The organism is Methylobacterium indicum (genome assembly GCF_017347565.1).
GTDB lineage: Bacteria > Pseudomonadota > Alphaproteobacteria > Rhizobiales > Beijerinckiaceae > Methylobacterium > Methylobacterium indicum.
Map to the genome: position 1 here is coordinate 6,495,937 of NZ_AP024145.1, position 23,502 is coordinate 6,519,438.

The 23,502-nt window shown below is 71.9% G+C and carries 16 protein-coding genes; 9 read left to right on the forward strand and 7 right to left on the reverse strand.

Annotation, left to right across the window (positions count from 1 at the left end; genetic code table 11):
* Positions 1 to 596 precede the first annotated feature (596 nt).
* The gene (acmB, locus tag miv_RS30100; protein WP_207180678.1) at positions 597 to 1,781 is read left to right on the forward strand and encodes a methyl acetate hydrolase AcmB; all 1,185 of its coding nucleotides are present in this window, start codon (positions 597 to 599) and stop codon (positions 1,779 to 1,781) included.
* On the opposite strand, the gene miv_RS30105 is transcribed toward acmB, so the two are convergent.
* Entirely contained in the window at positions 1,768 to 3,018 is a 1,251-nt protein-coding gene (locus tag miv_RS30105) for a NupC/NupG family nucleoside CNT transporter (RefSeq protein ID WP_207180680.1), read from the reverse strand. The genes acmB and miv_RS30105 overlap by 14 nt on opposite strands.
* 208 nt (positions 3,019 to 3,226) lie before the next feature.
* Here miv_RS30105 and miv_RS30110 point away from each other — a divergent pair, with 208 nt between their 5' ends.
* Positions 3,227 to 5,704, forward strand: coding sequence for a caspase family protein (locus tag miv_RS30110; protein WP_207180682.1), 2,478 nt, complete (start codon positions 3,227 to 3,229; stop codon positions 5,702 to 5,704).
* A 489-nt stretch (positions 5,705 to 6,193) separates the two neighbouring features.
* Here the strand turns inward: miv_RS30110 and miv_RS30115 are convergent, their stop codons facing one another.
* A complete protein-coding gene (locus miv_RS30115) occupies positions 6,194 to 7,249 on the reverse strand; it encodes a GlxA family transcriptional regulator (RefSeq protein WP_244749107.1) in 1,056 nt (351 codons plus the stop codon).
* A 200-nt stretch (positions 7,250 to 7,449) separates the two neighbouring features.
* Here miv_RS30115 and miv_RS30120 point away from each other — a divergent pair, with 200 nt between their 5' ends.
* From miv_RS30120 to miv_RS30140, 5 genes are all read left to right on the forward strand, one after another.
* Complete coding sequence (locus tag miv_RS30120; RefSeq protein WP_048431262.1) at positions 7,450 to 8,703, forward strand: sarcosine oxidase subunit beta family protein; 1,254 nt, start codon at positions 7,450 to 7,452, stop codon at positions 8,701 to 8,703.
* An 84-nt stretch (positions 8,704 to 8,787) separates the two neighbouring features.
* Entirely contained in the window at positions 8,788 to 9,129 is a 342-nt protein-coding gene (locus miv_RS30125; protein WP_058618792.1) for a sarcosine oxidase subunit delta, read from the forward strand.
* Entirely contained in the window at positions 9,129 to 12,116 is a 2,988-nt protein-coding gene (locus tag miv_RS30130; RefSeq protein ID WP_207180685.1) for a sarcosine oxidase subunit alpha family protein, read from the forward strand. Before miv_RS30125 ends, miv_RS30130 begins: the two co-directional genes overlap by 1 nt.
* Positions 12,109 to 12,699 (forward strand): sarcosine oxidase subunit gamma, encoded by a 591-nt coding sequence (locus miv_RS30135; RefSeq protein WP_048430355.1) that lies wholly within the window; start codon positions 12,109 to 12,111, stop codon positions 12,697 to 12,699. The genes miv_RS30130 and miv_RS30135 overlap by 8 nt, the downstream gene beginning before the upstream one ends.
* On the forward strand, positions 12,696 to 14,048 hold the full coding sequence (locus miv_RS30140) for an L-serine ammonia-lyase (RefSeq protein WP_048430354.1): 1,353 nt from the start codon (positions 12,696 to 12,698) through the stop codon (positions 14,046 to 14,048). The genes miv_RS30135 and miv_RS30140 overlap by 4 nt, the downstream gene beginning before the upstream one ends.
* A gap of 328 nt (positions 14,049 to 14,376) precedes the next feature.
* On the opposite strand, the gene miv_RS30145 is transcribed toward miv_RS30140, so the two are convergent.
* Positions 14,377 to 15,795 (reverse strand): NAD(P)/FAD-dependent oxidoreductase, encoded by a 1,419-nt coding sequence (locus miv_RS30145; RefSeq protein WP_207180687.1) that lies wholly within the window; start codon positions 15,793 to 15,795, stop codon positions 14,377 to 14,379.
* 339 nt (positions 15,796 to 16,134) lie between these two features.
* On the opposite strand from miv_RS30145, the gene cysK reads away from it, so the two are divergent.
* The gene (gene cysK, locus miv_RS30150; RefSeq protein WP_048461421.1) at positions 16,135 to 17,115 is read left to right on the forward strand and encodes a cysteine synthase A; all 981 of its coding nucleotides are present in this window, start codon (positions 16,135 to 16,137) and stop codon (positions 17,113 to 17,115) included.
* A gap of 51 nt (positions 17,116 to 17,166) precedes the next feature.
* Here the strand turns inward: cysK and miv_RS30155 are convergent, their stop codons facing one another.
* The 4 genes from miv_RS30155 to miv_RS30170 all read right to left on the reverse strand — a co-directional run bounded on the left by miv_RS30155 (position 17,167) and on the right by miv_RS30170 (position 23,000).
* A complete protein-coding gene (locus miv_RS30155) occupies positions 17,167 to 17,457 on the reverse strand; it encodes a hypothetical protein (protein WP_048431472.1) in 291 nt (96 codons plus the stop codon).
* 315 nt (positions 17,458 to 17,772) lie between these two features.
* A complete protein-coding gene (locus miv_RS30160; RefSeq protein ID WP_207180691.1) occupies positions 17,773 to 19,146 on the reverse strand; it encodes a GGDEF domain-containing protein in 1,374 nt (457 codons plus the stop codon).
* A gap of 316 nt (positions 19,147 to 19,462) precedes the next feature.
* Positions 19,463 to 20,392: an AEC family transporter gene (locus miv_RS30165; protein WP_207180692.1), complete on the reverse strand. Its 930-nt coding sequence runs from the start codon at positions 20,390 to 20,392 to the stop codon at positions 19,463 to 19,465.
* A 142-nt stretch (positions 20,393 to 20,534) separates the two neighbouring features.
* A complete protein-coding gene (locus miv_RS30170) occupies positions 20,535 to 23,000 on the reverse strand; it encodes a DUF839 domain-containing protein (protein WP_244748803.1) in 2,466 nt (821 codons plus the stop codon).
* A gap of 244 nt (positions 23,001 to 23,244) precedes the next feature.
* On the opposite strand from miv_RS30170, the gene miv_RS30175 reads away from it, so the two are divergent.
* Positions 23,245 to 23,499 carry a hypothetical protein gene (locus miv_RS30175; protein WP_048431249.1) on the forward strand — a complete coding sequence of 85 codons (255 nt, stop codon included), beginning with the start codon at positions 23,245 to 23,247 and terminating at the stop codon, positions 23,497 to 23,499.
* Positions 23,500 to 23,502 lie beyond the last annotated feature (3 nt).

Below are 23,502 nucleotides of genomic sequence, written 5' to 3' on the forward strand. Positions count from 1 at the left end.
CTGCTCCGGCGGAAACGAGGTCCTCACCCCGTCCGCTCGGCGCCGGTTCAATCGCGCGCCCGGCCGGGGCGTTCCCTCGGGTCAGGCCTGCGCCGCCGGCATTCCGGACGGTCCGGGCGCCGTCCGGTCCCGCCTGACGGGGCGGCGGAGGCGATCTAAGCAGATTTCGCCGAAGTGGACACCGATCGGCGGCAAAAATCTGCGACACAACAAGAACCTAAGCGGGCGAAGCGTTGGCCTGCCCACGGTACACGACCCTGGCCGGGAACCGTGCAGCCAGGCTTCATGACCCATTGCAAACCGACCCCTTTTCCGGACGACTGAAGCGAAGCGGAAGGAGATCCGGAATCCAGCACGAAAAGCCGCGAAGCGTCTCATTGTCTGCGACGGTGCAACAGGTTGAGCCGCTTCGCGGCATGTCTTCTGCTGGATCCCGGATCTCCTTCCGCTGACGCTCCAGTCGTCCGGGAAAGGGGGTGGAACGCCCGCGTGGTGGCCTCCACTTTCTTCAATGTCGTGTACCGTGTGGCCTGCCCACGCAAGTCTGCTTAGTCTGGCTCGCAACGAGATCGGCCACGGGCCGGGAGGACACGCGGATGGGCAACGATCTGACGGAAGCGGCCGACGCGATCCTGCGGCGCGGGGTGGCCGGGTCCCCGGCGCTCACCGGCGTGGTCGCGATGGCGACGGATCGGGACCGCATTCTCTATGCCGGCGCCGCCGGGCAGCGCGCGCCGGACGCGCCGATGACCACCGACACGGTGATGGCGATCTTTTCCACCACCAAGGCGGTCACCGCCACCGCCGCCCTCCAGCTCGCCGAGGAGGGCCGGCTCGACCTCGACGCCCCGGCCGCCACGTACGTGCCGGACCTCGGCGAGATCCAGGTGCTCGACGGCTTCGCCGAGGACGGGTCCCCGCGCCTGCGCCCGCCGGCGCGCCCGATCACCACCCGGATGCTGCTGCTGCACACGGCGGGCTTCGGCTACGACATCTTCAATGAGCGCTACGCCCGGCTCCTGCGGGCGCGCAAGCAGGCGACCGTCACCAGCGGCACCCGCGCCTCGCTGATGACCCCGCTGCTGTTCGATCCCGGCGAGGCGTGGGAATACGGCAGCAACATCGACTGGGCCGGCCAGGTGGTCGAGGCGGTGACGGGCCGCCGCCTCGGGGCGGTGATGCGGGAGCGGATCTTCGCGCCGCTCGGCATGGACTCGACCGGCTTCGTGCTGACCCAGGAGATGCGGGGCCGCCTCGCCCGGATGCACCAGCGTGGCGGGGACGGCGCGTTGACGGAGATCGCCGGCTTCGAGCTGCCGCAGGAGCCCGAGGTCGAGATGGGCGGCCACGGGCTCTACTCCACCGCCGAGGACTACCTGCGCTTCATCCGGATGTGGCTCAACGACGGCGCGGGCCCGCACGGAACGGTTTTGCGGCCCGAGACGGTCGCCATGGCGGCGACGAACGGCCTCGGGACGGATCTCAGGATCCACGCCCTGCCGGGGGTGAAACGCCACCTCTCCCACGACGCCGAGTTCTTCCCCGGGATGCCGAAATCCTGGGGCCTGAGCTTCATGATCAACGACGAGGAGGCGCCGACCGGTCGCTCAGCCGGCTCGCTCGCCTGGGCGGGCCTCGCCAACCTGTATTTCTGGATCGACCGGACCAGGGGAGTCGGCGGGTTCTGGGGCACGCAGCTCTTCCCCTTCGCCGATCCGGCCTCCGTCGAGAACTTTCTGGCGTTCGAGACGGCGGTGTACCGGAGCCTCACGCCCCGATGAACACCCCGGCGATCGCCGCGCTGGTGAGGTTCGACAGGGTGCCGGCGAGGATCGCCCGCAGGCCGTAGGCCGCGACCTCGGAGCGGCGCTCGGGGATCAGGCTGCCGAAGCTCGCGAGCTGGATCGCGATCGACGACAGGTTGGCGAAGCCGCACAGCGCGAAGCACAGGATCGCGGTGGTGCGGGGGCCGAGCTCGCCGCTCTTCAGGACCGGCGAGAGGTTGGCGTAGGCCAGGAACTCGTTGAAGGCGAGCTTCTGGCCGATGGCGCCGCCGACCAGCGTCGCCTGGTCCCAGGGCACGCCGAGGAGCCAGGCGAGCGGCGCCAGGACGAACCCGAGCCCGCCCTCGATCGAGGCGCCGGGCATGCCGACGAGGCCGCCCGCGGTGGCGACGAGACCGTTCAGCAGCGCGATCAGGCCGACGAAGGCGATCAGCATCGCGCCGACCGCCGCCGCCACCGCGAGGCCCTTCTGGGTGCCGTCGGCGGCGGCCTCGATCACGTTGACCGCCCGGGTCTCGCCGAAGGTGACCTGCATCGTCGTCACCCGGCTCGGCCCGGTCGAGGGGACCAGGATCTTGGCGTAGAGGAGCCCGCCGGGAATCGCCATGAACGAGGCGGCGAGCAGGTAGGGCATCGGCACGCCGAGCGCGGCGTAGCCGGCGAGGATCGAGCCGGCGGTGGAGGCCGCCCCGCTCGTCATCACGGCGAAGAGCTCGGCCCCGGTGAGCAGCGCCAGGAAGGGGCGCAAAGCCACCGCGATCTCGCTCTGGCCGATGAAGATGGTGATGACCGCCGAGAAGGTCTCGATGCGCGACGTGCCGAGAATCCGCTGCAAGGCCGCGCCGAGCGCCCGGGCGAGCGCCTGCATCACGCCGAAATGGTAGAGCACGGCGATCAGCGCCGAGACGTAGATGATCTGCGGCAGGACCCGCAGGGCCAGCACGAAGCCGCCGCCGCCGAACAATTCGAACATCTTGGGCTCGACGAGGCCGCCGAACAGGAACGCCACGCCCTTGTCGCCGTAGGACAAGACCGCCTGGACCGCCTCGGCGACGGCGCCGAGGCCCGCGCGGCCGAGGGGCCAGAACAGCACCAGGGCGCCGAGCGTCACCTGCACGGCGAGCGCCGAGAGCACCACCCGCGGCCGGATCGCCCGACGGTCGGTCGAGAACAGCACCGCGATGGCGATCATCAGCGCGATGCTGGCGGCGGCGTGGATCAGTCTGTCCGGCATCGAGGCTCCCTCTCCGGCAAGCGCCGCGGCACCGGCAAGCGCCGCAGCACCAGCAAGCGACACAGCAAGGGTGATGCCGCATTGTTCAGTGCCGGTTCAAGGGCCGGGGGTCGAGATGGGGCACGCCTTGGTCCTGCCCGGAAAACAGGCGATCCGGTGCGATCCGCCGCGAAGGACCGCGGCCCGTCAGCCACGGGAGGGCAAAGCCATGCCGCCGCTCCGCCATCTGGTTCTCGCGCTCGCAGCGCTGGCGAGCCTCGTCGCCCCCCTCTTGCCGGCGGCGGCCGCGCCCGCCGAGCGGCGCATCGCCCTCGTGATCGGCAACGGCGCCTATCCGGGCGGCGCGCTGGCGACCGCCGCCAACGATGCCGGCCTCGTCGCCCAGACGCTGCAGGCGGCGGGGTTCGACGTCGTCGGCGCCCGCGACCTCGACGAGGATTCCCTGAGGCGGACCCTGCGCGACTTCACCGACAAGGCCGCGGCGGCGGGACCGGACGCGGTGGCGTTCCTCTACCTCTCCGGCTACGGGCTGCAGCTCGCCAACGAGGCCTATCTCGCCCCGGTCGACGCGCGGATCGAGACCGCCAGCGACGTGCCGCTGCGGACCTTGCGGATCTCGGATTACGTCGCACGCCTCGCCGCCCTGCCGCTCAAGGCCCGCTTCGTGGTGCTGGACGCCGCGCGGGCCTCGCCCTTCCACCTCAAGGGCGAACCGCTCGCCGGCGGCCTGCCGCTGATGGAGGCCGGGCCCGGCAGCCTGATCGCCACCAACGCCGCGCCCGGCACCGTCGGCCCGGCCGAGACCGGCCCCTACGGCGCCTACGCGCTGGCCCTCGTCGAGATGATCCGGGAGGGCGGCCTCGCGCCCGCCGCCCTGTTCGAGCGGGTGCGCCTGCGGGTCGCCGAGACGACCCGCGGCGCCGAAGTGCCGTGGAGCGCCTCCCGCATCGAGGCGCCGTTCGTCTTCCTGGAGCGGGAGGCGGGCGCGCCCTCCCTCGCCGGCTTCGCGCCGCCGCAGAAGCCGCTCGGCGAGATCGGCGCGCGGGAGGCCTACGCCGCCTGCCTCGCCCGCGACACCCTGCCGGCCTACGAGGACTTCACCGCCGCCTACCCCCGCGACCCGCTGGCCAAGCGCGTGCGCGCGATCATCGCGGCGCGGCGCGAGGCCCTGACGTGGCGCGCGAGCGCCATGGCGGACACGCCGGATTCCTACTGGTCCTACCTCGCCCGCTATCCCCGCGGTCCGCATGCCTGGGATGCCCGTCGCCGCCTCTCGGCGTTCGCCGTGGCGCTGGCGCCGCCGCCGGATTACCGGGCCTTCGCCTACGACGTGCCGCCGCCGCCGCCCGACGAGATCGTCTATGTCGAGCGCCCGGCCCTCGTCCTCGACGATCCGGTCTACGCCCTGCCGCCGCCGCCCGCGGTCTTTCTGCCGCCGCCCCCGGTCGTGCTGGTCGAGCTGGCCCCGCCCCCGCCGCCGCCCGTGGCCTACCTGCTGCCGGTGCCGGCCTACGTTCCGGTGCCGACCTACGTGGTCGCCCCGCCCGCCGTGGTGGCGCCGCCGAACCCGGTCCTGTTCCACAACCTCCACGCTCCGGTCGCGGTGGCGCCGGAGCCGCACGGGGCGTCCCCCGGTGCGGCGGCCCTCGCGCCGGTCGCCGGTGCCGCCGCGGGCGCGGTGATCGGGGCGGCGGCGGCCCGCGTCGCCCTGCCGCCCGCCCTCGCCCGGAGGGCGGAGAGCCCGCCCGGCGCTCCCGGACAGATCCCGCGGCACGACGGCCTGCCTCCCGGCCCGCCCCCGGGCGCGACGGCCCTGCGGCCGAGCCTGCCGGGGCAGATCCCGCCTGCCGCCGAGCCGCGCCCAGCAGCGCCGAACCCGGCCCCGAACCCGGTCCAGGCGCTGCCGGGCGCCGGCGGCACGCCGCTGCCCGCCATCGCCGGCCGTCCGGGACGGCCCGCTGAGCCGCCCGCCGGCCGGGCGGGGCTCAACCAGATTCCGCCCGCCGCGGCGCGGGCCGGCGCGACGCCGCCGGCGGACCGTCCATCCCCGTCCGGCATCCAGGCCGCTCCGCCGCCGCAAGAAACGGCAGCCGGCCTGGCGCAGGGCGTGCGCCCGCCGGTCACGCCGTTGCGCCAAGTCCAACCCTTGCGCCAAGTCCAACCCTTGCGCCAAGTCCAACCCTTGCGCCAAGTCCACCCCTTGCGCCAAGTCCAACCGTTGCGTGAGGTCCAGCCGCTGCGCAGCGCCCAACCCCTGCGGATGCCCCCCGGTGCACAACCCACTCCGCCCCCGGCGATGCACCCCCGGATCGCCCAGCCCCAGCCGCGCATGACACCGTCGCCGATGGCGCAGCCGCCCCGCCCGGCCGCTCGGGCGCCACAGGCCGACGATCCCTTGCGCCGGATGCGGATGGAGCAGGCGATGCGCCAGCAGGCCCAGCAAGCGCAGGCCCAGGCTCAGGCGCGCCAGCGGGGCGAGGCGCAGCAGATGATGCAGCGCCAGCAGCAGCAGATGCAGGACGCGATGCGGCGCCAGCAGGCCCAGGCGATGCGCCAGCCGCAGATGGCCGCCCCGCGGCCCCAGCCGATGGCCCCCCGGCCGATGCCGCAGATGCCCCGCCCGGCGCCCCACGGCGCGGGACCGGGCCACGGCTGCGGCCATCCGGGCGGGCCGCCCTGTCGGTAACGACCGGGCGGGCGTGGTCACCCTCGCAGGGTCTTGCCGGATTCACGCTTTCCGTTTGCGCGTCGAGCCGCGGTCAATACAGGCTCTTTCCGGTTCCCCTCGTGGCGGGGCTGTCAGGGAAGGGCGCGTTTCCTCTCTCTTTACATCACGGTACACGACACAGCAGGTTCTGCGGTGCGGGCGCGACGGCCGTGAGCGTGACCCCTCCCCCCTCTGCGGGGGAGGGTGGCGAACGCAGTAAGCCGGGAGAGGGGCAGCGCGCCGCTGTTCCAGATGGCGACCGTCATCATGGTCGCGACCTCTCTGGAAGCGGCGCCCCCTCTCCCGGCCCCTGCTGACGCAGGGGCCACCCTCCCCCGCAGAGGGGGGAGGGTTCACGCTCACAGCCGTCGCGCCTGCATCGCACAACCTGCTGCGTCGTGTACCGTGCTCCCAAAGGAGAGAGGGGAGCGGGCAGAAGAGCCGCACCGTCTTCGGAGCGGTCCCCGCTCAGACCGGCTCCCGACGCCCCGCAACCTCGCTTCGGCGGACCGCACCCTCGCGCCGGGCCCGCGGGACGGGAGGGGTCGTCGAGGATTTGCGCTCGGCGCTCGGCGGCCGGCCGAAATGGTCGACATAGGCCTTGGAGAAATGCGACGCGGAGGAGAAGCCGCACTCGATCGCGACGGTGAGGAGCGGCATCGCCGTCTGGCGGATCAGGTGGCGGGCGTGGTCGAGGCGCACATGCAGATAATGCTTGGCCGGAGAGCACCCGAGATACTTGAGGAAGAGCCGTTCGAGCTGGCGCTTCGACAGCCGCACGGTGTCCGCCAGGGCCTGGCTGCCGAGCGGCTCGGCGAAGGTCTTCTCCATCAGGGCGACCACCTGCAGGAGCTTGGGATGCGCGACGCCCAGGCGCATGCGCAGGTCCATGCGCTGGCGCTCGTCGGCCTCGCGGATGCGGTGGTGGATCAGCTGGTCGGCGACGTCGGAGGCGAGGCTCGCCCCGTGCGCCCGGGCGATGAGCGACAGCATCATGTCGGCCGCCGCGGTGCCGCCCGCGCAGGTGAAGCGGGCGCGGTCGATCTCGAACAGGTCGGAGCCGATCTCGAGGGAATCATGCTCGGAGGCGAGGCTCGCGAGGTTCTCCCAGTGGATCGTCGCCCGGTAGCCGTCGAGGAGTCCGGCCTTCGCCAGCACGTAGGTGCCGGTGCAGACCGCCCCGATGGCCGTGCCGCGGGCGGCGCTCCGGCGCAGGGTGCTCTGGAGCGCATGATGGTCGTGGCGGTGGATGTCGAGCCCGCCGCAGACGATGAGCATGTCGAGGCCCTGCGCCTCCTCGAACCGGCCCGTCGCCCTGACCTCGACGCCGTTCGAGGCCTCGCAGGTCTTTCCGTCCGCCGACCACAGCGAATAGCGGTAGAGATCGCGCCCTGCCGCACGGTTCGCGAGGCGCAGGGGCTCGATCGCCGAGGTGAAGGCGATCATCGAGAACTGCGCCACCAGCATGAAGCCGACCGAGGTCGTCTCCACCGCCACGGCGGACCCGTATCCGGCCTGTTCCATCGCCCGCGCCCCGGTCCTCTGCATCGCTTCCGCTCCGACAAAGCGAGAATCGTTCCAGGATACCCGATCCTGCGGGGAATCGTAGTCGATGGGCGACGCCCTGCCCCGGCGGCGTCGCAAATCTCAAACTCGCGGTCGCCGTCGAGAAAGCTCCGGCGGGGCGCCCGGCCGATGATCCCTCAACACAGCGAGGCTGACCGATGCGCCGCTTTTCCCTCACGTCGCTGCTCTCCGAATCCCTGAAGGGACACCAGGGCTGGGGCCGCCAGTGGCGCGATCCGCAGCCCAAGGCCGCCTACGACGTCGTCATCGTCGGAGGCGGCGGTCACGGCCTCGCCACGGCCTATTATCTCGCCACAGTCCACGGCATCACCAACGTGGCGGTGCTGGAGAAGGGCTGGATCGGCGGCGGCAATACCGGCCGCAACACCACGATCATCCGCTCCAACTACCTCTACGACGAGAGCGCCGCGCTCTACGAGCACGCGCTCAAGCTGTGGGAGGGCCTGTCCCAGGAGCTGAACTACAACGTGATGTTCTCGCAGCGCGGCGTCCTGATGCTCGCGCACAACATCCACGACGTCCAGAGCTTCAAGCGCCACGTCTACGCCAACCGCCTCAACGGCATCGACAACGAGTGGCTGTCGAAGGAAGAGTGCAAGGAGTTCTGTCCGCCGATCGATATCTCGGACAAGCTCCGTTACCCCGTCCTCGGCGGCGCGCTGCAGCGCCGGGCCGGCACCGCCCGCCACGACGCGGTGGCCTGGGGCTATGCCCGCGGCGCCGATGCCCGCGGGGTCGACATCATCCAGAACTGCGAGGTCAAGGGCATCCGCCGCGACGCCTCGGGGGCGGCGATCGGCGTCGAGACGACCCGCGGCTTCATCCAGGCCGGGCGCATCGGCGTGGTGGCGGCCGGCCACACCTCGACCGTGATGGCGATGGCCGACGTGCGCATGCCGCTCGAGAGCTACCCGCTCCAGGCCCTGGTCTCGGAGCCGGTCAAGCCGGTCTTCCCCTGCGTCGTGATGTCGAACGCGGTCCACGCCTACATCTCGCAGTCGGACAAGGGCGAATTGGTCATCGGCGCCGGCACCGACCAGTACACGTCCTACAGCCAGCAGGGCGGTCTCCACATCACCACCCACACCCTCGACGCGATCTGCGAGCTGTTTCCGCAATTCACCCGGATGCGGATGCTGCGCTCCTGGGGCGGCATCGTCGACGTGACGCCGGACCGCTCGCCGATCATCGGCAAGACCCCGGTGCAGAACCTGTTCGTCAATTGCGGCTGGGGCACCGGCGGCTTCAAGGCGACCCCGGGCTCGGGCCACGTCTTCGCCCATACCCTCGCCACCGGCACCCCGCACGCGATCAACGCGCCGTTCACCCTGGAGCGCTTCCGCACCGGGCGCCTGATCGACGAGGCCGCGGCGGCCGCCGTCGCGCATTGATGCGCGCGCCCGGACGGCGACGTCCGGGCGCGCCCTCCCCCTCCACCGCGACGCCCCCTCCCCTCCGCCGCCACGAGGCGCCCGATGCTGCTGATCGCCTGCCCCTATTGCGGTAACCGACCCGAGACCGAGTTCCGGTGCGGCGGCCAAGCCCACATCGCCCGGCCCGCCGATCCGGCCGCCCTCGACGACCAGTCCTGGAGCGAGCACCTGTTCATCCGGTCGAACCCCCGCGGCGTGCACGCCGAGCGGTGGTGCCACAGCCACGGCTGCGGGCGCTGGTTCAACGCCCTGCGCGACACCGTCAGCGACCGCTTCATCGAGACCTACCCGATCGGCGCGGAGCCCTCCCGGCCCGCCGAGGCGGCGCCGGCCGAGATCCCCACCACCGCAACCCACTCCACCGTGACTCAAGCGAGGGCGTGATGGCACAGCCGTTCAGACTCTCCCGGGGCGGCCGCATCGACCGCGCGCGCCCGCTCACCTTCACGTTCAACGGCCGGACCGTGCAGGGCTACCACGGCGACACCGTCGCCTCGGCGCTCCTCGCCAACGGCATCCACCTCGTCGGCCGGTCGTTCAAGTATCACCGGCCGCGGGGCATCCTGAGCCACGGGCCCGACGAGCCGAGCGCGCTGCTCTCGGTCGATCGCGGGCCCGGCCGGGTCGAACCGAACAACCGCGCCTCGGTGGTCGAGGCGCGCGACGGGCTCAAGACCCTGTCGCAGAACCACTGGCCCTCGCTCGAGGTCGATGTCGGCGCGGTCAACGACCTGCTGTCGCCGGTCTTCGTCGCGGGCTTCTACTACAAGACCTTCATGTGGCCCCGGAAGTTCTGGGACAAGGTCTACGAGCCGTTCATCCGCGCAGCGGCCGGCCTCGGCAAGGCGCCGGCCGTGGCCGATCCGGACCGCTACGCCAACCGCCACGCCCATTGCGACGTGCTGGTGGTCGGCGCGGGTCCCGCGGGCCTCGCGGCGGCGCTGGCGGCGGCGCGCACCGGCAAGCGGGTGATCCTGGCCGACGAGGGGCCCGAGCCCGGCGGCTCGCTCCTGCACGACCTGACCTCCGAGATCGACGGGCGGCCCGCCGCCGCGTGGCTCGCCGAGACCCTGGCCGATCTCGACGCGCGCGAGAACGTCATCCTGCTGCCGCGCACCACGGCCTTCGGCTACTACAACCACAACCACGTCGCGCTCGCCGAGCGCGTCACCGACCACCTGCCGGCGGGCGGCGGGCAGGCGCCGCGCGAGCGGCTCTGGCAGGTCCGCGCCGGCGAGGTGGTGCTGGCCGGCGGCGCCCACGAGCGGCCGCTGGTCTTCGCCGACAACGACCGGCCCGGCATCATGCTGGCCGAGAGCGTGCGGGTCTTCGTCAACCGCTACGGCGTGCTGCCGGGCCGGCGCATCGTCTTCGCGACGGCCGGCGCCTCGGCCTATCGGGCGGCGCTCGACGCCAAGGCGGCCGGGGCCGAGGTCACCCTCGTCGACCTGCGGCTCGAGACCGATTGCGGGGCGGAGCCGGCGCGGCTGCGGGCGGCGGGGATCGAGGTCCTGACCGGCCACACCGTGCTCGGCGCCAAGGGCGGCAAGCGGGTGACCGGGCTCCTCGTCGCGCCGATCGGGCCCGAGGGGCGCATCGGGACCTCCCGCCTCCTCTCCTGCGACTGCGTCGGCATGTCGGGCGGCTGGACGCCGGCCGTGCACCTGTTCTCGCAGTCCCGCGGCAAGCTCCACTACGACTGGGACATCGATGCCTTCGTGCCGGGCACCTCGGCGCAGGCCGAGCGCTCGGCGGGGGCGGCCAAGGGCACCTACGACCTCGCCGCCTGCCTGACCGAGGGCGATGCGGCGGGCGCGGCGGCGGCCGGCTCGGACGCCCGGCACCCCCTCGCGGCGACGCCGACCGCGACCGGCTTCCAGCCGGTGCGGGTGATGCCGACCGACGCGAACCCGACCAAGATCCGGGCCTTCGTCGATTTCCAGAACGACGTCACCGCCAAGGACATCAAGCTCGCGGTGCGCGAGGGCTTCCACTCGATCGAGCACGTCAAGCGGTACACCACGACCGGCATGGCGACCGACCAGGGCAAGACCTCGAACATGAACGCGCTCGGCATCGTCGCCGGGCAGCTCGACAAGACCCTGCCGGGCGTCGGCACCACCACGTTCCGGCCGCCCTACACGCCCGTCACCTTCGGCGCCCTGGTCGGCCCGGCGCGCCACGCCCTGTTCGACCCGATCCGCACCACGCCGATCCACGGCTGGGCCGAGGCCCATGGCGCGCTGTTCGAGAACGTCGCCCTGTGGCGTCGCGCCTGGTACTTCCCGAAGCCGGGCGAGGACCTGCACGCGGCGGTGGCCCGCGAGTGCAAGGCGGTGCGCGAGGGGGTCGGCATCTTCGACGCGTCGACGCTGGGCAAGATCGAGATCGTCGGCCCGGACGCGGCCGAGTTCATGAACCGGATGTACATCAACCCCTGGGCCAAGCTCGAACCCGGCCGCTGCCGCTACGGGCTGATGCTCAAGGAGGACGGCTACATCCTCGACGACGGCGTCGTGGCCCGGGTCTCGCCCGAGTGCTTCCACGTCACCACCACGACCGGCGGCGCCGCCCGGGTGCTCGCCCACATGGAGGACTACCTCCAGACCGAGTGGCCCGACCTCGACGTCTTCCTGACCTCGACCACCGAGCAATGGGCGGTGATCGCCCTCCAGGGCCCGAAGGCCCGCGCGGTGATCGAGCCCCTGGTCGACGGCATCGACCTGTCGCCGCAGGCCTTCCCGCACATGGCGATGCGCACCGGCACGATCTGCGGCGTGCCGACCCGGCTGTTCCGCGTGTCGTTCACGGGCGAGCTCGGCTTCGAGATCAACGTGCCCTCCGACCAGGCGCTCGCCGTCTGGGAGGCGATCATGGAGGCGGGCCGGCCGCACGGGATCACCCCCTACGGCACGGAGACGATGCACGTCCTGCGCGCCGAGAAGGGCTACATCATCGTCGGCCAGGAGACGGACGGCACGGTGACGCCGGACGACGTGGGCCTGGCCGGCATGATCGCCAAGGCGAAGAAGGACTTCGTCGGCAAGCGCTCCCTGGCGCGGCCCGACGTGGTCGCCAAGGGCCGCAAGCAGCTGATCGGCCTCGTCACCGACGACCCGAAGCTCGTCCTCGACGAGGGCGCCCAGATCGTCGCCGATCCGGGCCAGCCGATCCCGATGCGGATGCTCGGCCACGTCACGTCGAGCTACTGGAGCGCGAATTGCCAGCGCTCCATCGCCCTCGCCCTCGTGGCGGACGGGCGCGACCTCATGGGCCGGACGCTCCACGTCACGACCCCGGACGGCTTCACCACCGCCACGGTGGCCGAGCCGGTATTCCTCGATCCCAAGGGGGAGCGCATCAATGCTTGAGGTCCGCTACCGCACCGCCCGCACCCTGCCGCTGGGGCGCCCGGTGGCGCCCGCCTTGGCCCGCGGCGGCATCCTCGTCCAGCCGGCCGAGGCCGAGGCGCGCTTCTCCCTGCGCCTGCGCGGTCCCCTCTCCCCGGGAGGTTTCCCCCTCGACCGGCCGATCAACACGGTGACGGGCGACGACCGGCGCTGGGTCGCGCGGCTCGGGCCCGACGAGTGGCTGATCGGAATGCCCGAGGGCGAGGCCGACCTCCTCATGGAGGCGGTGGCCGCCGACCTCCAGGGCCGCGCCCATTCCCTGGTCGACATCTCGCACCGCAACGTCGGCATCGAGGTCAGCGGCGCGCTGGCGGCCGAGGTTCTCAACGCCGGCTGCCCGCTCGATCTCGGCGATGCCGCCTTCCCGGCGGGCCGCGCGACCCGCACGCTGCTCGGCAAGGCCGAGATCGTGCTCATCCGCCACGCCGGGCCGGTGCCGGCCTACCGGGTCGAATGCTGGCGCTCCTTCGCGACCTACGTGCACGGCTTCCTCCAGGAGGCCGCGATCGCGGCGCAACCGGTGGAGCGGGTCCCCGCCCGATGATCAGCGCCTTCGATCTGTTCAAGATCGGCATCGGCCCGTCGAGCTCGCACACGATCGGCCCGATGGTCGCCGCGCGCCGCTTCCGCGAGCGCGTGGCGGGCCTGCCCGGCACGGCGCGGGTCAGCGCCGAGATCTTCGGCTCGCTGGCCTGGACCGGGCGGGGCCACGGCACCGACGTGGCGATCTTCCTCGGCCTCCTGGGCCACGAGCCCGCCACCGTCGATCCCGACCGGGTGGCGGAGTACACTAAGACCCTGGCGGAGACCGGCGAGATCGGGCTGCCGGGGCTGACCTTCGCGCCCGCCCGCGACCTGACGCTCAACTTCACCGAGGTCCTGCCGCGCCACACCAACGGCATGCGGTTCCGCGCCTTCGACGCGGCCGGCGCCCTCCTCGACGAGGTGGTGTGCTACTCCGTCGGCGGCGGCTTCGTCGAGGAGGAGGGAGACACCGGCCCGGTGGGGATCGAGGCCGCCCCGGTCCCCTACCCCTTCGACAGCGGCGCCGACCTGCTGCGGGTCTGTGCCGAGACCGGCCTGTCGATCGCGCAGGTCCAGATGGCCAACGAATGCGCCCTGCGCCCGAAGGCCGAGATCGAGGCGGGCCTCGATGCCCTGCGCGACGCGATGCTCGCCTGCATCGCCCGCGGCCTGCGGATGGAGGGCGAGCTGCCCGGCGGCCTCAAGGTCCGCCGGCGCGCCCGGCGGCTGCACGAGACGCTGGAGGCCAAGAAACTCGCCAACAGCCGGCCGGCCCACGAGATCATGGACTGGATCGGCCTCTTCGCCCTCGCGGTGAACGAGGAGAACGCCTCGGGCGGGCGCGTGGTCACGGCGCCGACCAACGGGGCGGCCGGCATCGTGCCGGCGGTCCTGCGCTACATCGTCGATTTCTGCCCGGACTGGTCCGACGCCCGCGGCCGCGACTACCTGCTGGCGGCCGCCGCGATCGGCGGGCTGATCAAGCGCCGCGCCTCGATCTCGGGTGCCGAGGTCGGCTGCCAGGGCGAGGTCGGCTCGGCGGCCGCGATGGCGGCGGCGGGGCTCGCCACGGTGCTGGGCGGCTGCCCGCGCCAGGTGGCGAACGCCGCCGAGATCGCGATGGAGCACCATCTCGGCATGACCTGCGACCCGATCGGCGGCCTCGTCCAGATCCCCTGCATCGAGCGCAACGCCTTCGGGGCCAACAAGGCGGTGGCGGCGGCCTCCCTCGCCCTGCACGGCGACGGGGTGCACTTCGTCAGCCTCGACCAGGTCATCGAGACGATGCGCCAGACCGGCCACGACATGCAGGACAAGTACAAGGAGACGTCGCTCGGCGGCCTCGCCGTCAACGTCTCGGCCTGCTGAGCGGACGCTCGCCGCAAGGCGAGACGGTTTTCCCCCCTTACGGGGATCGGTCCGGGACGATGAGGGAGGGCATTCCACTGCGCAGCGAGCGCGGGGCTGTCCGAGGACATCGTCACGACGATCACGCCTGAGGTCGCACCGCCCGGCGGGGGGCGCGACCCCGACGGGCACGGTTGGGCATCCGTGAGCCGTGCGCCCCGGCAGGTCGCCGAGACGGCCGGGTCCGCCCGGCGCCCTCCCGACGACGGAGGCGCATCCGCCCTGCCTATCCCGCCCGGGCGCGGTTGAACCCGCTCGCTCGGCGATCCGGCTCCGTCTCCGGCAGGTCTCAGGGCGGCGGCGGCGCGGCCGGGGTCTTGCCGCGGATGAGCGCCATCACGGCCTCGTCGCGCTCGGAGATCAGGCGGGCGCCGCGCTGGAAGCTGACATAGGCCCAGAGCCAGCGCAGGGTGACGACGAGCCGGTTGTGGAAGCCGACCAGCAGGTAGACGTGGGCGACGCCCCAGACCAGCCAGGCGAGGAAGCCCTTCAGCTTGACGTGGTCCCACCGCACCACGCCGGCATTGCGCCCGATGATCGCGAGGTTGCCGCGGCTGCGGAAGCGGAACGGCTGCGGCGCCTTGCCGTTCAGGATGCGCTCGCGCAGCGAGCGGCCGAGATAGCGGCCCTGCTGGTCCGCCACTTGGGCGAGGCCCGGCAGAGGCTTGCCGTCCTCGGCCTTCGCCATGGCGAGGTCGCCGAGCGCGTAGACCCCCGGCCGGCCGATCACCGCAAGGTCCGGCCCGACCGGGACGTGGCCCTGGCGCGTCGTCTCGACGCCGAGCCACTCGCCCGCCGGCGAGGCCCTGACGCCCGCCCCCCAGACCACGGTGGCGGCCGGGATCAGCCGGCCCTGGACGGTGATGCCCCGCTCCGACACGTCCTCGACCGCGTGGTCGGTCAGCACCGTGACGCCGAGCGCCTCGAGCGCCTTGCGGCTATAGGCCGAGAGGTCGTCCGAGAAGGTGCCGAGGATCCGGGGCGCGGCCTCGATCAGGAGGATGCGGGCCTGTGTCGGGTCGATGCGGCGGAAATCCTGCGACAGGGCGTGGTGGGCGAGACCCGCGATGGCGCCCGCCATCTCGACCCCGGTCGGCCCGCCGCCGATCACCGCGAAGGTCATCAGCCGTTCGCGGGCGGCCGGATCGTCCTCGCGCTCGGCGGCCTCGAAGGCGAGCAGCACCCGGGCGCGGATCCGGCGGGCGTCGTCGAGGGTCTTGAGCCCCGGGGCGTAGCGCTCCCATTCGGGATGGCCGAAATAGCTGTGGGTGGCCCCGGTCGCCAGGACCAGCGTGTCGTAGGGGATGCGGGTGCCGTCGCGCAGGATCGCGGCGCGGCCCTGGGTGTCGATGCCCTCGACCTCGCCCATCAGCACGCGGACGTTGCGGTCCCGGCGCAGGATCGCCCGGATCGGCTCGGCGATCTCGCCCGGCGCGATGACGGCGGTGGCGACCTGGTAGAGCAGCGGCTGGAACAGGTGGTGGTTGCGCCGGTCGATCAGCGTGACCGCGATGCCCTCCGCCCCCCCGAGACCCCGCGCCGTGGTGAGCCCGCCGAACCCGCCGCCGACGATCACCACCCGGTGGGGACCCGCGGACGGCACACGGGTGCCCGCCGCGTCGGTGGCCTGCACGGCCCCGACGGCGTGATCGGGACGGGGCTGGGCAGGATCGGCATCGAGGGCGGAGCGGTTCAGGATCTCGGTCATGCGGTCTCTCCGGCCTTCGGGATCCGATGGCGGGATTCCAGGTCGCTGGATCCCCGACGTCGCGGGTGCTTCGGCAGGACGTCCTGTCGGGAGGCCTTGCCGGAGCGCCGCGCTGCCCCAACGTTACCAGACCGTGGCGGGCCGAGTAGCCCCCGGGAAGGGGGAGAGGGTGGGACAATCCGGCAAAATCGACGGCCTCCCGACCGGCCCTCGATCGAGCCGGGAACTTCGCCCACCGCCCATTCTACAGACGCAAACTGTATAAATCGACTTACCTCGACGGCACGCCGGATTTAGGCTACCCGTGCGGCGGAACACGAGCCCCCAAGGGAGACACACATGGCCGAAGCCACCGCCACTTCGGAATCCGGCCGCACGATCGGCCACGGCCGGGTCTACGACTCGATCACCGAGACCATCGGCAATACCCCGCTGGTACGCCTCAACCGCCTCGCCAAGGAGCGCGGGATCGACGCCGAGATCCTCCTGAAGCTCGAGTTCTTCAATCCGATCGCCTCGGTGAAGGACCGCATCGGCGTCAACATGATCGACGCCATGGAGGCCTCCGGCGTGCTGAAGCCGGGCGGCACCCTGGTGGAGCCGACCTCCGGCAATACCGGCATCGCGCTCGCCTTCGTGGCGGCGGCCCGCGGCTACCGGCTGATCCTGGTGATGCCCGAGACGATGTCGCTCGAGCGGCGCAAGATGCTGGCCTATCTCGGGGCCGAGCTGGCGCTGACCCCCGGCCCGCAGGGCATGAAGGGCGCCATCGCCAAGGCCGAGGAGCTCCTGAAGGAGATCCCGGGCGCGATCATGCCCCAGCAGTTCAACAACCCGGCCAATCCCGAGATCCACCGCAAGACCACCGCGGAGGAGATCTGGGCCGACACGCAGGGCCAGCTCGACGCCTTCGTGGCGGGCGTCGGCACCGGCGGCACCATCACGGGCGTCGGCCAGGTGATCAAGCAGCGCCTGCCCGGCCTGCGGGTCGTCGCGGTCGAGCCGGAGGATTCCCCGGTCCTGTCCGGCGGCCAGCCCGGCCCGCACAAGATCCAGGGCATCGGCGCCGGCTTCGTGCCGGGCGTGCTCGACCGCGGCGTGATCGACGAGGTGGTGACGGTCTCCAACCAGACCGCCTTCGACACCGCGCGCCTGCTCGCCCGGATCGAGGGCATCCCCGGCGGCATCTCCACCGGCGGCAACGTCGCGGCGGCCCTGGAGATCGCGGCCCGGCCGGAGTTCAAGGGCAAGCGGATCGTGACGGTCGCCTGCTCGTTCGCCGAGCGCTACATCTCCTCGGCCCTGTTCGAGGGGCTCTGAGGCTCGGCCGGCGGGGCCGCGCGGCCCCGCCGGACCACAAATCGCACGGGATCAGGCAACCAACTCGGGCTGGCGCTCCTCCTCGCAGGCCCCACGGCGAAACAGGGCGGCGCAGCGCGATTCGCGGTGCACGCTCAGGATCGAGGCCCGGTCGATATCCGGGTTGTCGGCCAGGATGCGGCGCACATCCTCGACGAGGCGGCCGTAGCGGCCGGCATCGAAGCCGCTCTCCAGCGGGCTGACCGCGATATAGGCTTCCACCACCAGGACCTTCTCGGCCTTGTCGCGGGAGACCTCCGCGGCGATCCAGGCGGATTTCACGAGGCGGTTCGGGTTGACCATCGGCGTACCTCCGTTCCGGGGGGACCGCTCTGCGGCAGCTTCATCCCTCCCGAGACTGCGGCAAGTCGCGCACGCTGCCAATACCTCCGACGCCCGAACTCGTCGAATGGACGCAACGGCACCATGCGCCGTGCACATGGAACGTCGTGTCGGTGCGGGCCTGCCGGCGTGATTTCGGCACCGCACATCCCGCGTTGCAAAAGAATCCGCCGGATATCCCGCTCGGGATGTCGGCCATCTATGCTTGCAGGATGAATCCTGGACGCGGCGCTCGTCTTGCGGGCGCTCGCGACCCGCGGGAAGGGTACGTCGGGCCTAGGCCGCGCCGCGCTCCGCCAGCCCGGCCTCGGACCAGAGCGAGGCACTGACCTCGACCCGATTGCGGCCGTTGCGCTTGCAGCGGTAGAGCGCGGCATCGGCCCGGCCGACCAGGCTGTCGGTGCTCTCGCCGGGGGCCAGGGTGGCGACGCCGAACGAGCAGGTGCGGGTGCCGACCTCCGGCAGGGCCGTGGCCTCGACGCGCTGGCGCAGCCGCTCGGCCAGGGCGACCGCGGCGGGAAGGTCGGTGTCGGGGCACAGCAGCATGAACTCCTCGCCGCCCCAGCGGCCGAGGATGTCGGTCGGCCGCACGGCGTCGCGCAGGAGATCCGCGAAGGCGACCAGGACCTGGTCGCCGACCTTGTGGCCGTGCCGGTCGTTGACCGACTTGAAGTTGTCGATGTCGCCGAGGATCAGCGAGAGCGGCCGGCCCCGTCCCTCCGTCGCTTCGGCCAGGGCCTCGTCGAGCTTGCGCCGGTTGAACAGGCTGGTGAGCAGGTCGGTATGGGCCAGGGCCTCGAGGTCGCGGGTGCGCTCGGCGATCCGGTCCTGCAGCGTCGCGTTCATCTCGCGCAGGTCGCGCATCAGCGCGGCGTTCTCCTCGAACGACCAGCGCAGCCGGTCGCGCATGGTGTTGAGCGCGCCCGCGAGGGCGTGCAGCTCGTTGCGGCCCCCCGCCTCGATCACCAGGGGCGGCGCCCCGAGGGAATCGGCGTCGATCCGGGCGAGGTAGTCGCGGATCTGGCCCAGCGGCCGGCCGACCATGGTGCGGATCACCAGATAGAAGATGAACCACAGCATGACCGACTTGATCGCCGAGTTGATCAGGATCACGTACAGCGTGTTCTTGACCTGCTCGATGGCGATGCTGTCGTCGGAATGGACGGTCCAGGAGCCGATCGGGTAGATCCGGCCGTTCTCGTCGGTGTGGATGACCGGGAAGGTGCGGCTGAACGGCGTGCCGAAGGGCCGGGCGGCGGGCGTCGCGCCGTCGCCGCGGCGGAGCCGGCCGTCCTCGTCCGTGACGGCGCCGGTCGTCTGGACGCGCCGGCCGGCCTCGTCGCGCACCTCGACCCCGATGACGGCCGGGATTTCCTGCATGCCCGCCAGGATGCCGCGCAGCACCTCGGCGTTGTAGCGCCACATCGCGTCCTCGATGCCGGGGCTGAAGGTGCGCTGGAGGGCCGCCACGTCGTCCTGGAGGCGCTGGCTCGCCGCCCGGTAGGCGACCATCATCTGCACGGCCGTGAGGCCGACGGCGACGATCACGTAGCAGCCGAAGATCACCCGCATCAGGCGGCCCGCGAGGGCCCGGTCCTGGGACGGCGGACCGCCGTCGAACATCGTGCGGATGGAGCGAAGGATCGCCATGCCCTGGACCCGGCTCCGGATAAGTTGGGACAGCAAGAAGGCGGTCGCGGGACGGGCCGCGCCCTGCCGGTGGCGACGGTTCTCCCCCTACCATGTCTTTTCGCGCGAGTCCCATCCGGCACTGTTCTGTTAGACTCGTGGCCGACTTTCAAGATCCGGTTAATCGCGTCCCGACGGATGCGGGGCCGAACGACCTTCGATCATCCCTCCTCGCCCCGCCCGACCGGTCCCGTTCCGAATCCGTTCCGGCCGGCGTTGCGTCAAGCGCGCCGCCTCGACCTTCGGAGGGCTCGCCGCCGCCTCTCGGCCACCCCGGTCAGGCGAGCCAGGCGACGAGGAGCGAGACCGTGACCACCGAGGCGAGGTGCGAGAGCAGGATCGCCCCGGAGGTCACGCCGGCCTCGAGCCCGTAGAGCTTGGCGAGGGTGAACGGCCCCGATCCGATCGGCAGGGCGCTGAGCAGCACCGCCGCCCGGGCCCAGAGGTCCGGCACCGCGAAGACGTGGTAGACGAGAAGCGCCGTCACCGCCGGCTGCAGCACCAGCTTGAGGACGACGAGCACCGCCATCGGGCGGATGTCGGAGAACACCACCCGCTCCTGGGCGAGGAAGAGCCCGATGCAGACGAGGGCGCAGGGCGAGGCCGCGCCGCCGAGGAGCGCGGCGAAGCGCTCGACCGGCCCGGGCACCGCGGTTCCGGTGAGGCCGACCGCGAGGCCGGCCAGCGGTGCGATCAGGAGCGGATTGCGCAGGAGCGCCCGCACCACCTTGCGGGCGGTGCCCGAACCCGCCCCCTTCTGCAGGTCGAGTTCGATCACCACGATGGCGAACAGGAACAGCACGCAGGCGGTGAACAGGGTGGCGATGACGGCGGCCGGCAGGCTCGCCGGCCCGAAGACCAGCAGGCAGAGCGGGATACCCATGAAGCCGACATTGCTGTAGCCGGCATCCAGCCCCTCGATGCAGGCCTGGGCCGCGCGCAGGGACCGGCCGAGGCCGAGCAGGAACGCGACCGCGAAGGCCGCCGCGATGCCGCCCGCGAAGGCCGCCGCGAAGCCGACCTGGGCGACCTGGTCGGGCGTGATCTTCGCCATGGCGCCGAACATCAGGGCGGGGAGCGCCAGGTAGATCGCGAACCGGTTCAGGCTGTCGGCCGCCGCCGACCCGAACAGGGCGGTGCGGCCGGACAGGAACCCCGCCAGGATCAGGGCGAAGATCGGGAGGGCGGCGTTGAGGACGGCGTGCATCGGGAGGGTGCCGGGACCGGGCGGGGCGCCGGCGAGAGCCGCTTTGGTGCAGGCGCGCGGCGGGTGCAAGGGCGCGAGCCCTGCGCCCGCCGCGGGGCGACGTCCCGCCACCGGACGGCGGCGGGATTCGGTGGCCGCGGGGTCAGCCCTGGCTGCCGTAGCCGAAGGTCGCGTCGCCGGGGGCCGCCCGGCCCTCGACCGCGCCGTATTGCAGGTAGTGCTGCATCGGGTCGATCTTCGCCTGCGCCACGTCGCCGTTCGCCGCCAGATACGCCGTCGTGTCGAACCCCTTCGACGGGTCGCGGCCTTCCTTCCAGCCGTACTGGTCGTAATGCATCAGGGGATCGATCCCCGCCGCCTTCACGTCGCCATAGGCCGCCAGGTAGCCGCTGGTGTCGAACACCGCGTTCGGGTTGCGCCCCTCCTTCCAGCCATAGGTCTGGTAGTGCTCGTAGGCGTAGGCGAACGGGTCCTTGCCCGACCCCATCGCGGCCCGCGCCACGTCGGCGTTGGAGAGAAAATAGTACTCGGCGTCGAAGCCCGGATGCACCGCGAGGTCGGCGGTCCGGCCGATGGCGGCGTAGATCCCGCGGCCCTCGCCCTGGCCGTACTCGATATAGTGCTTGAGCGGGTCGAGGCCGGCCGCCTTCACGTCCGGGTTGCGGGCCAGATACAGCTCGTTGTCGAAGGCGGCGGAGGGGTCGCGGCCCTCCTTCCAGCCGGCCTGGTCGTACTGCTCCAGCGGGTTGCGGCCCGCGGCGCGGACATCCGCGTTGGCGGCGAGATAGCCGGCGGTGGAGAACAGCGCGTTGGGGTCGCGGCCCTCCGTCCAGCCGTACTGGGCGTAGTGGGCGTCGGCGTCCTGGCCGGCGGCGAGCACGTCCTTGTTGGCGGCGAGGTAGAACAGGTCGTCGACGAGGGGTGCGCCGTCGCCGGTGACGACGGTGGCATCGCCGAACAGGTAGCGCTCGAAGCCGGTGACGCGGTCCTGACCCTCGGGTCCGGTGATGAGGGTGTAGGCACCGTCGCGGGTGACGGTGGTATCGGCGAGCCTGGAATTGAACACCAGGGTGTCGGTGCCGGTCGGGCCGGTCGGGGTCCGGCCACCGAGCAGGATGTCGTTGCCGGGCGTGTTGAAGACGACGTCGTCGCCGGCGCCGCCGTCGATCAGGTCGTCGATGGCGCTGCCGGTCAGCGTATCGTTGCCGTCCGTGCCGCGGATCGAGCGGTCCTGGGTCATCAGCATCAGCTGGCCGCCCTCAACCAGCTCGCCGCCCAGGGTGTAGTGCGCCTGGGTGTCGAGCAGGAAGGCCTGCCGGCCCGGGCCGCCGAAGATCGTGCTGACGTCGACGATGCCGGAGGATTCCTCGTCCTGGTTGAACGGCGCGGTCGGCGGCGTGCCGAAGCGGGCCGGATCGTGCTGGGCGATCTCGGTCAGGGACCCGTTGGCCGGATCGTACTGGAAGACCTTCGAGATGCGGGCGTTGTTGCCCGGATCCTCCTGCAGGATGACCTTCCCGTCGGCGGTGACCGTCATGTTGTCGAGCATGACCTGCCCTTCGGTCCCGCGCAGCACCTCCTTGATGGTGCCGCCGAGCTCGGGCCGGGTGACGTCGGTGAACTCGAGCGCCCAGAGCCGTGACGGGCTGGTGATGGCGTTCGTGGTGTTGAAGTAGAAGCGGTTGGGGTTGCTCGGGTCCCAGGCGCCGTCCTCGGGCCGCAGGAAGGTGGTGACGCCCTCCGCGTCGCTCTCGGCCTGGAGCTGGGCGCCGGTCATCTTCGAGACGTCGCCGTTCGGGCCCATCTCCTGCAGCGAGAAGGCGGCGCCGGCCGTGGCGAGCGAGGTGGCGTTGGTCTCGACGAGGACGCTCGGGACCTTGATGCCGTAGAGCTTGCCGTTGGTCAGGCCGGCCTTGTCGATCTCGGAGCCCGTCGCCTGCTTGGTGCCGACATAGACGTAGAGCTGGCCGGTCGAGGAATCGCCGGTGCCGATCGTCACCGTCTTCACGCCCGAGGCCGGGTTCGCCAGAGAGTTCTCCATCGAGAACTTGCCGAGGCGAGGCAATTCGTAGATCCGCCCGGATTCGGGACCGTTCACCACCCAGGCGAGCGCCCGCCCCTCGGCGCCGGTCTCCTCGCCGTTCATGAAGATGCGGGCCGGGGTGCCGAGGCCGGTCGAGGCGTCGTAGAAGGCCGAGACCGCCGGCAGATCCGCCGAGCACAGCCGGGCGAGCGCCGTGGTCCCCTTCTGGTAGCTGCCGGTCGCGGCGTTGAAGCCGTAATAGCTTGTGCCGAGATCACCCGCCGAGAGCACCTTCAGGCTCGCCTTGTCGACGATCAGCCGGTCGACGAAGGCGCCGGCCGAGCCATGCGCCCGCACCACGCCGGAGGTGGCGCCGATCTCGTGGTTGACCAGCACCGTGGCGGTGCCGTCCCTGTTGTCGAAGGCGCCGATGCCGTCCGGGATGCCGACGAAGCGCCAGGGCGTGCCGTCCGCCTTGACCGAGCCGGGCACGGTGTCGCCGACGCTGAGAAGCGACGTGAAGCTGACATTGCCGGTGCTCGGCACCAGGTAGGGGGTCTGGGTCGTCGAGGGGCCGATGGCCATGGGGAAAGTCCCTGGAATGTTTCCAAGGCGGCACATAGAGGCAGGCGAGCAACAGTTCGGTGACGCGGACGGCACCCGACGTTCGACCGCACGACCTAATCCAGGCGCATCCGCCGCGACCCGCCGGGGTGGAGACGCTCCGCCCGCCCTGTTAGAACGGACGAAGAACGTTGGGCCGGCGACTTCCGGTCGGGGCTTCGTGCCGGTATCGGGCACGGGGTGACGGGAACGGGAGACGCGGGACATGGCGATGCGAACGACCTTCGTGGTGCAGACCTTCGAGGTGCACCGCAAGCGGTTGCGCCCCGGCACGCGCGACGTGGCGCCGACCGAGAGCGGCGCGCTCAAGCGCGCCGAGGCGATCGCCGGCCGGATGCCCGGCGCGGCGGCCCTGCGCATCGTCGCCGACGACGAGACCGGCGAACTCGAGAGCGTCGAGATCCTGGGCCAGTTCGGGGAGATCCCGGAGGACTTCGCCGAGCAGCTGACCGGCGGCTGACCC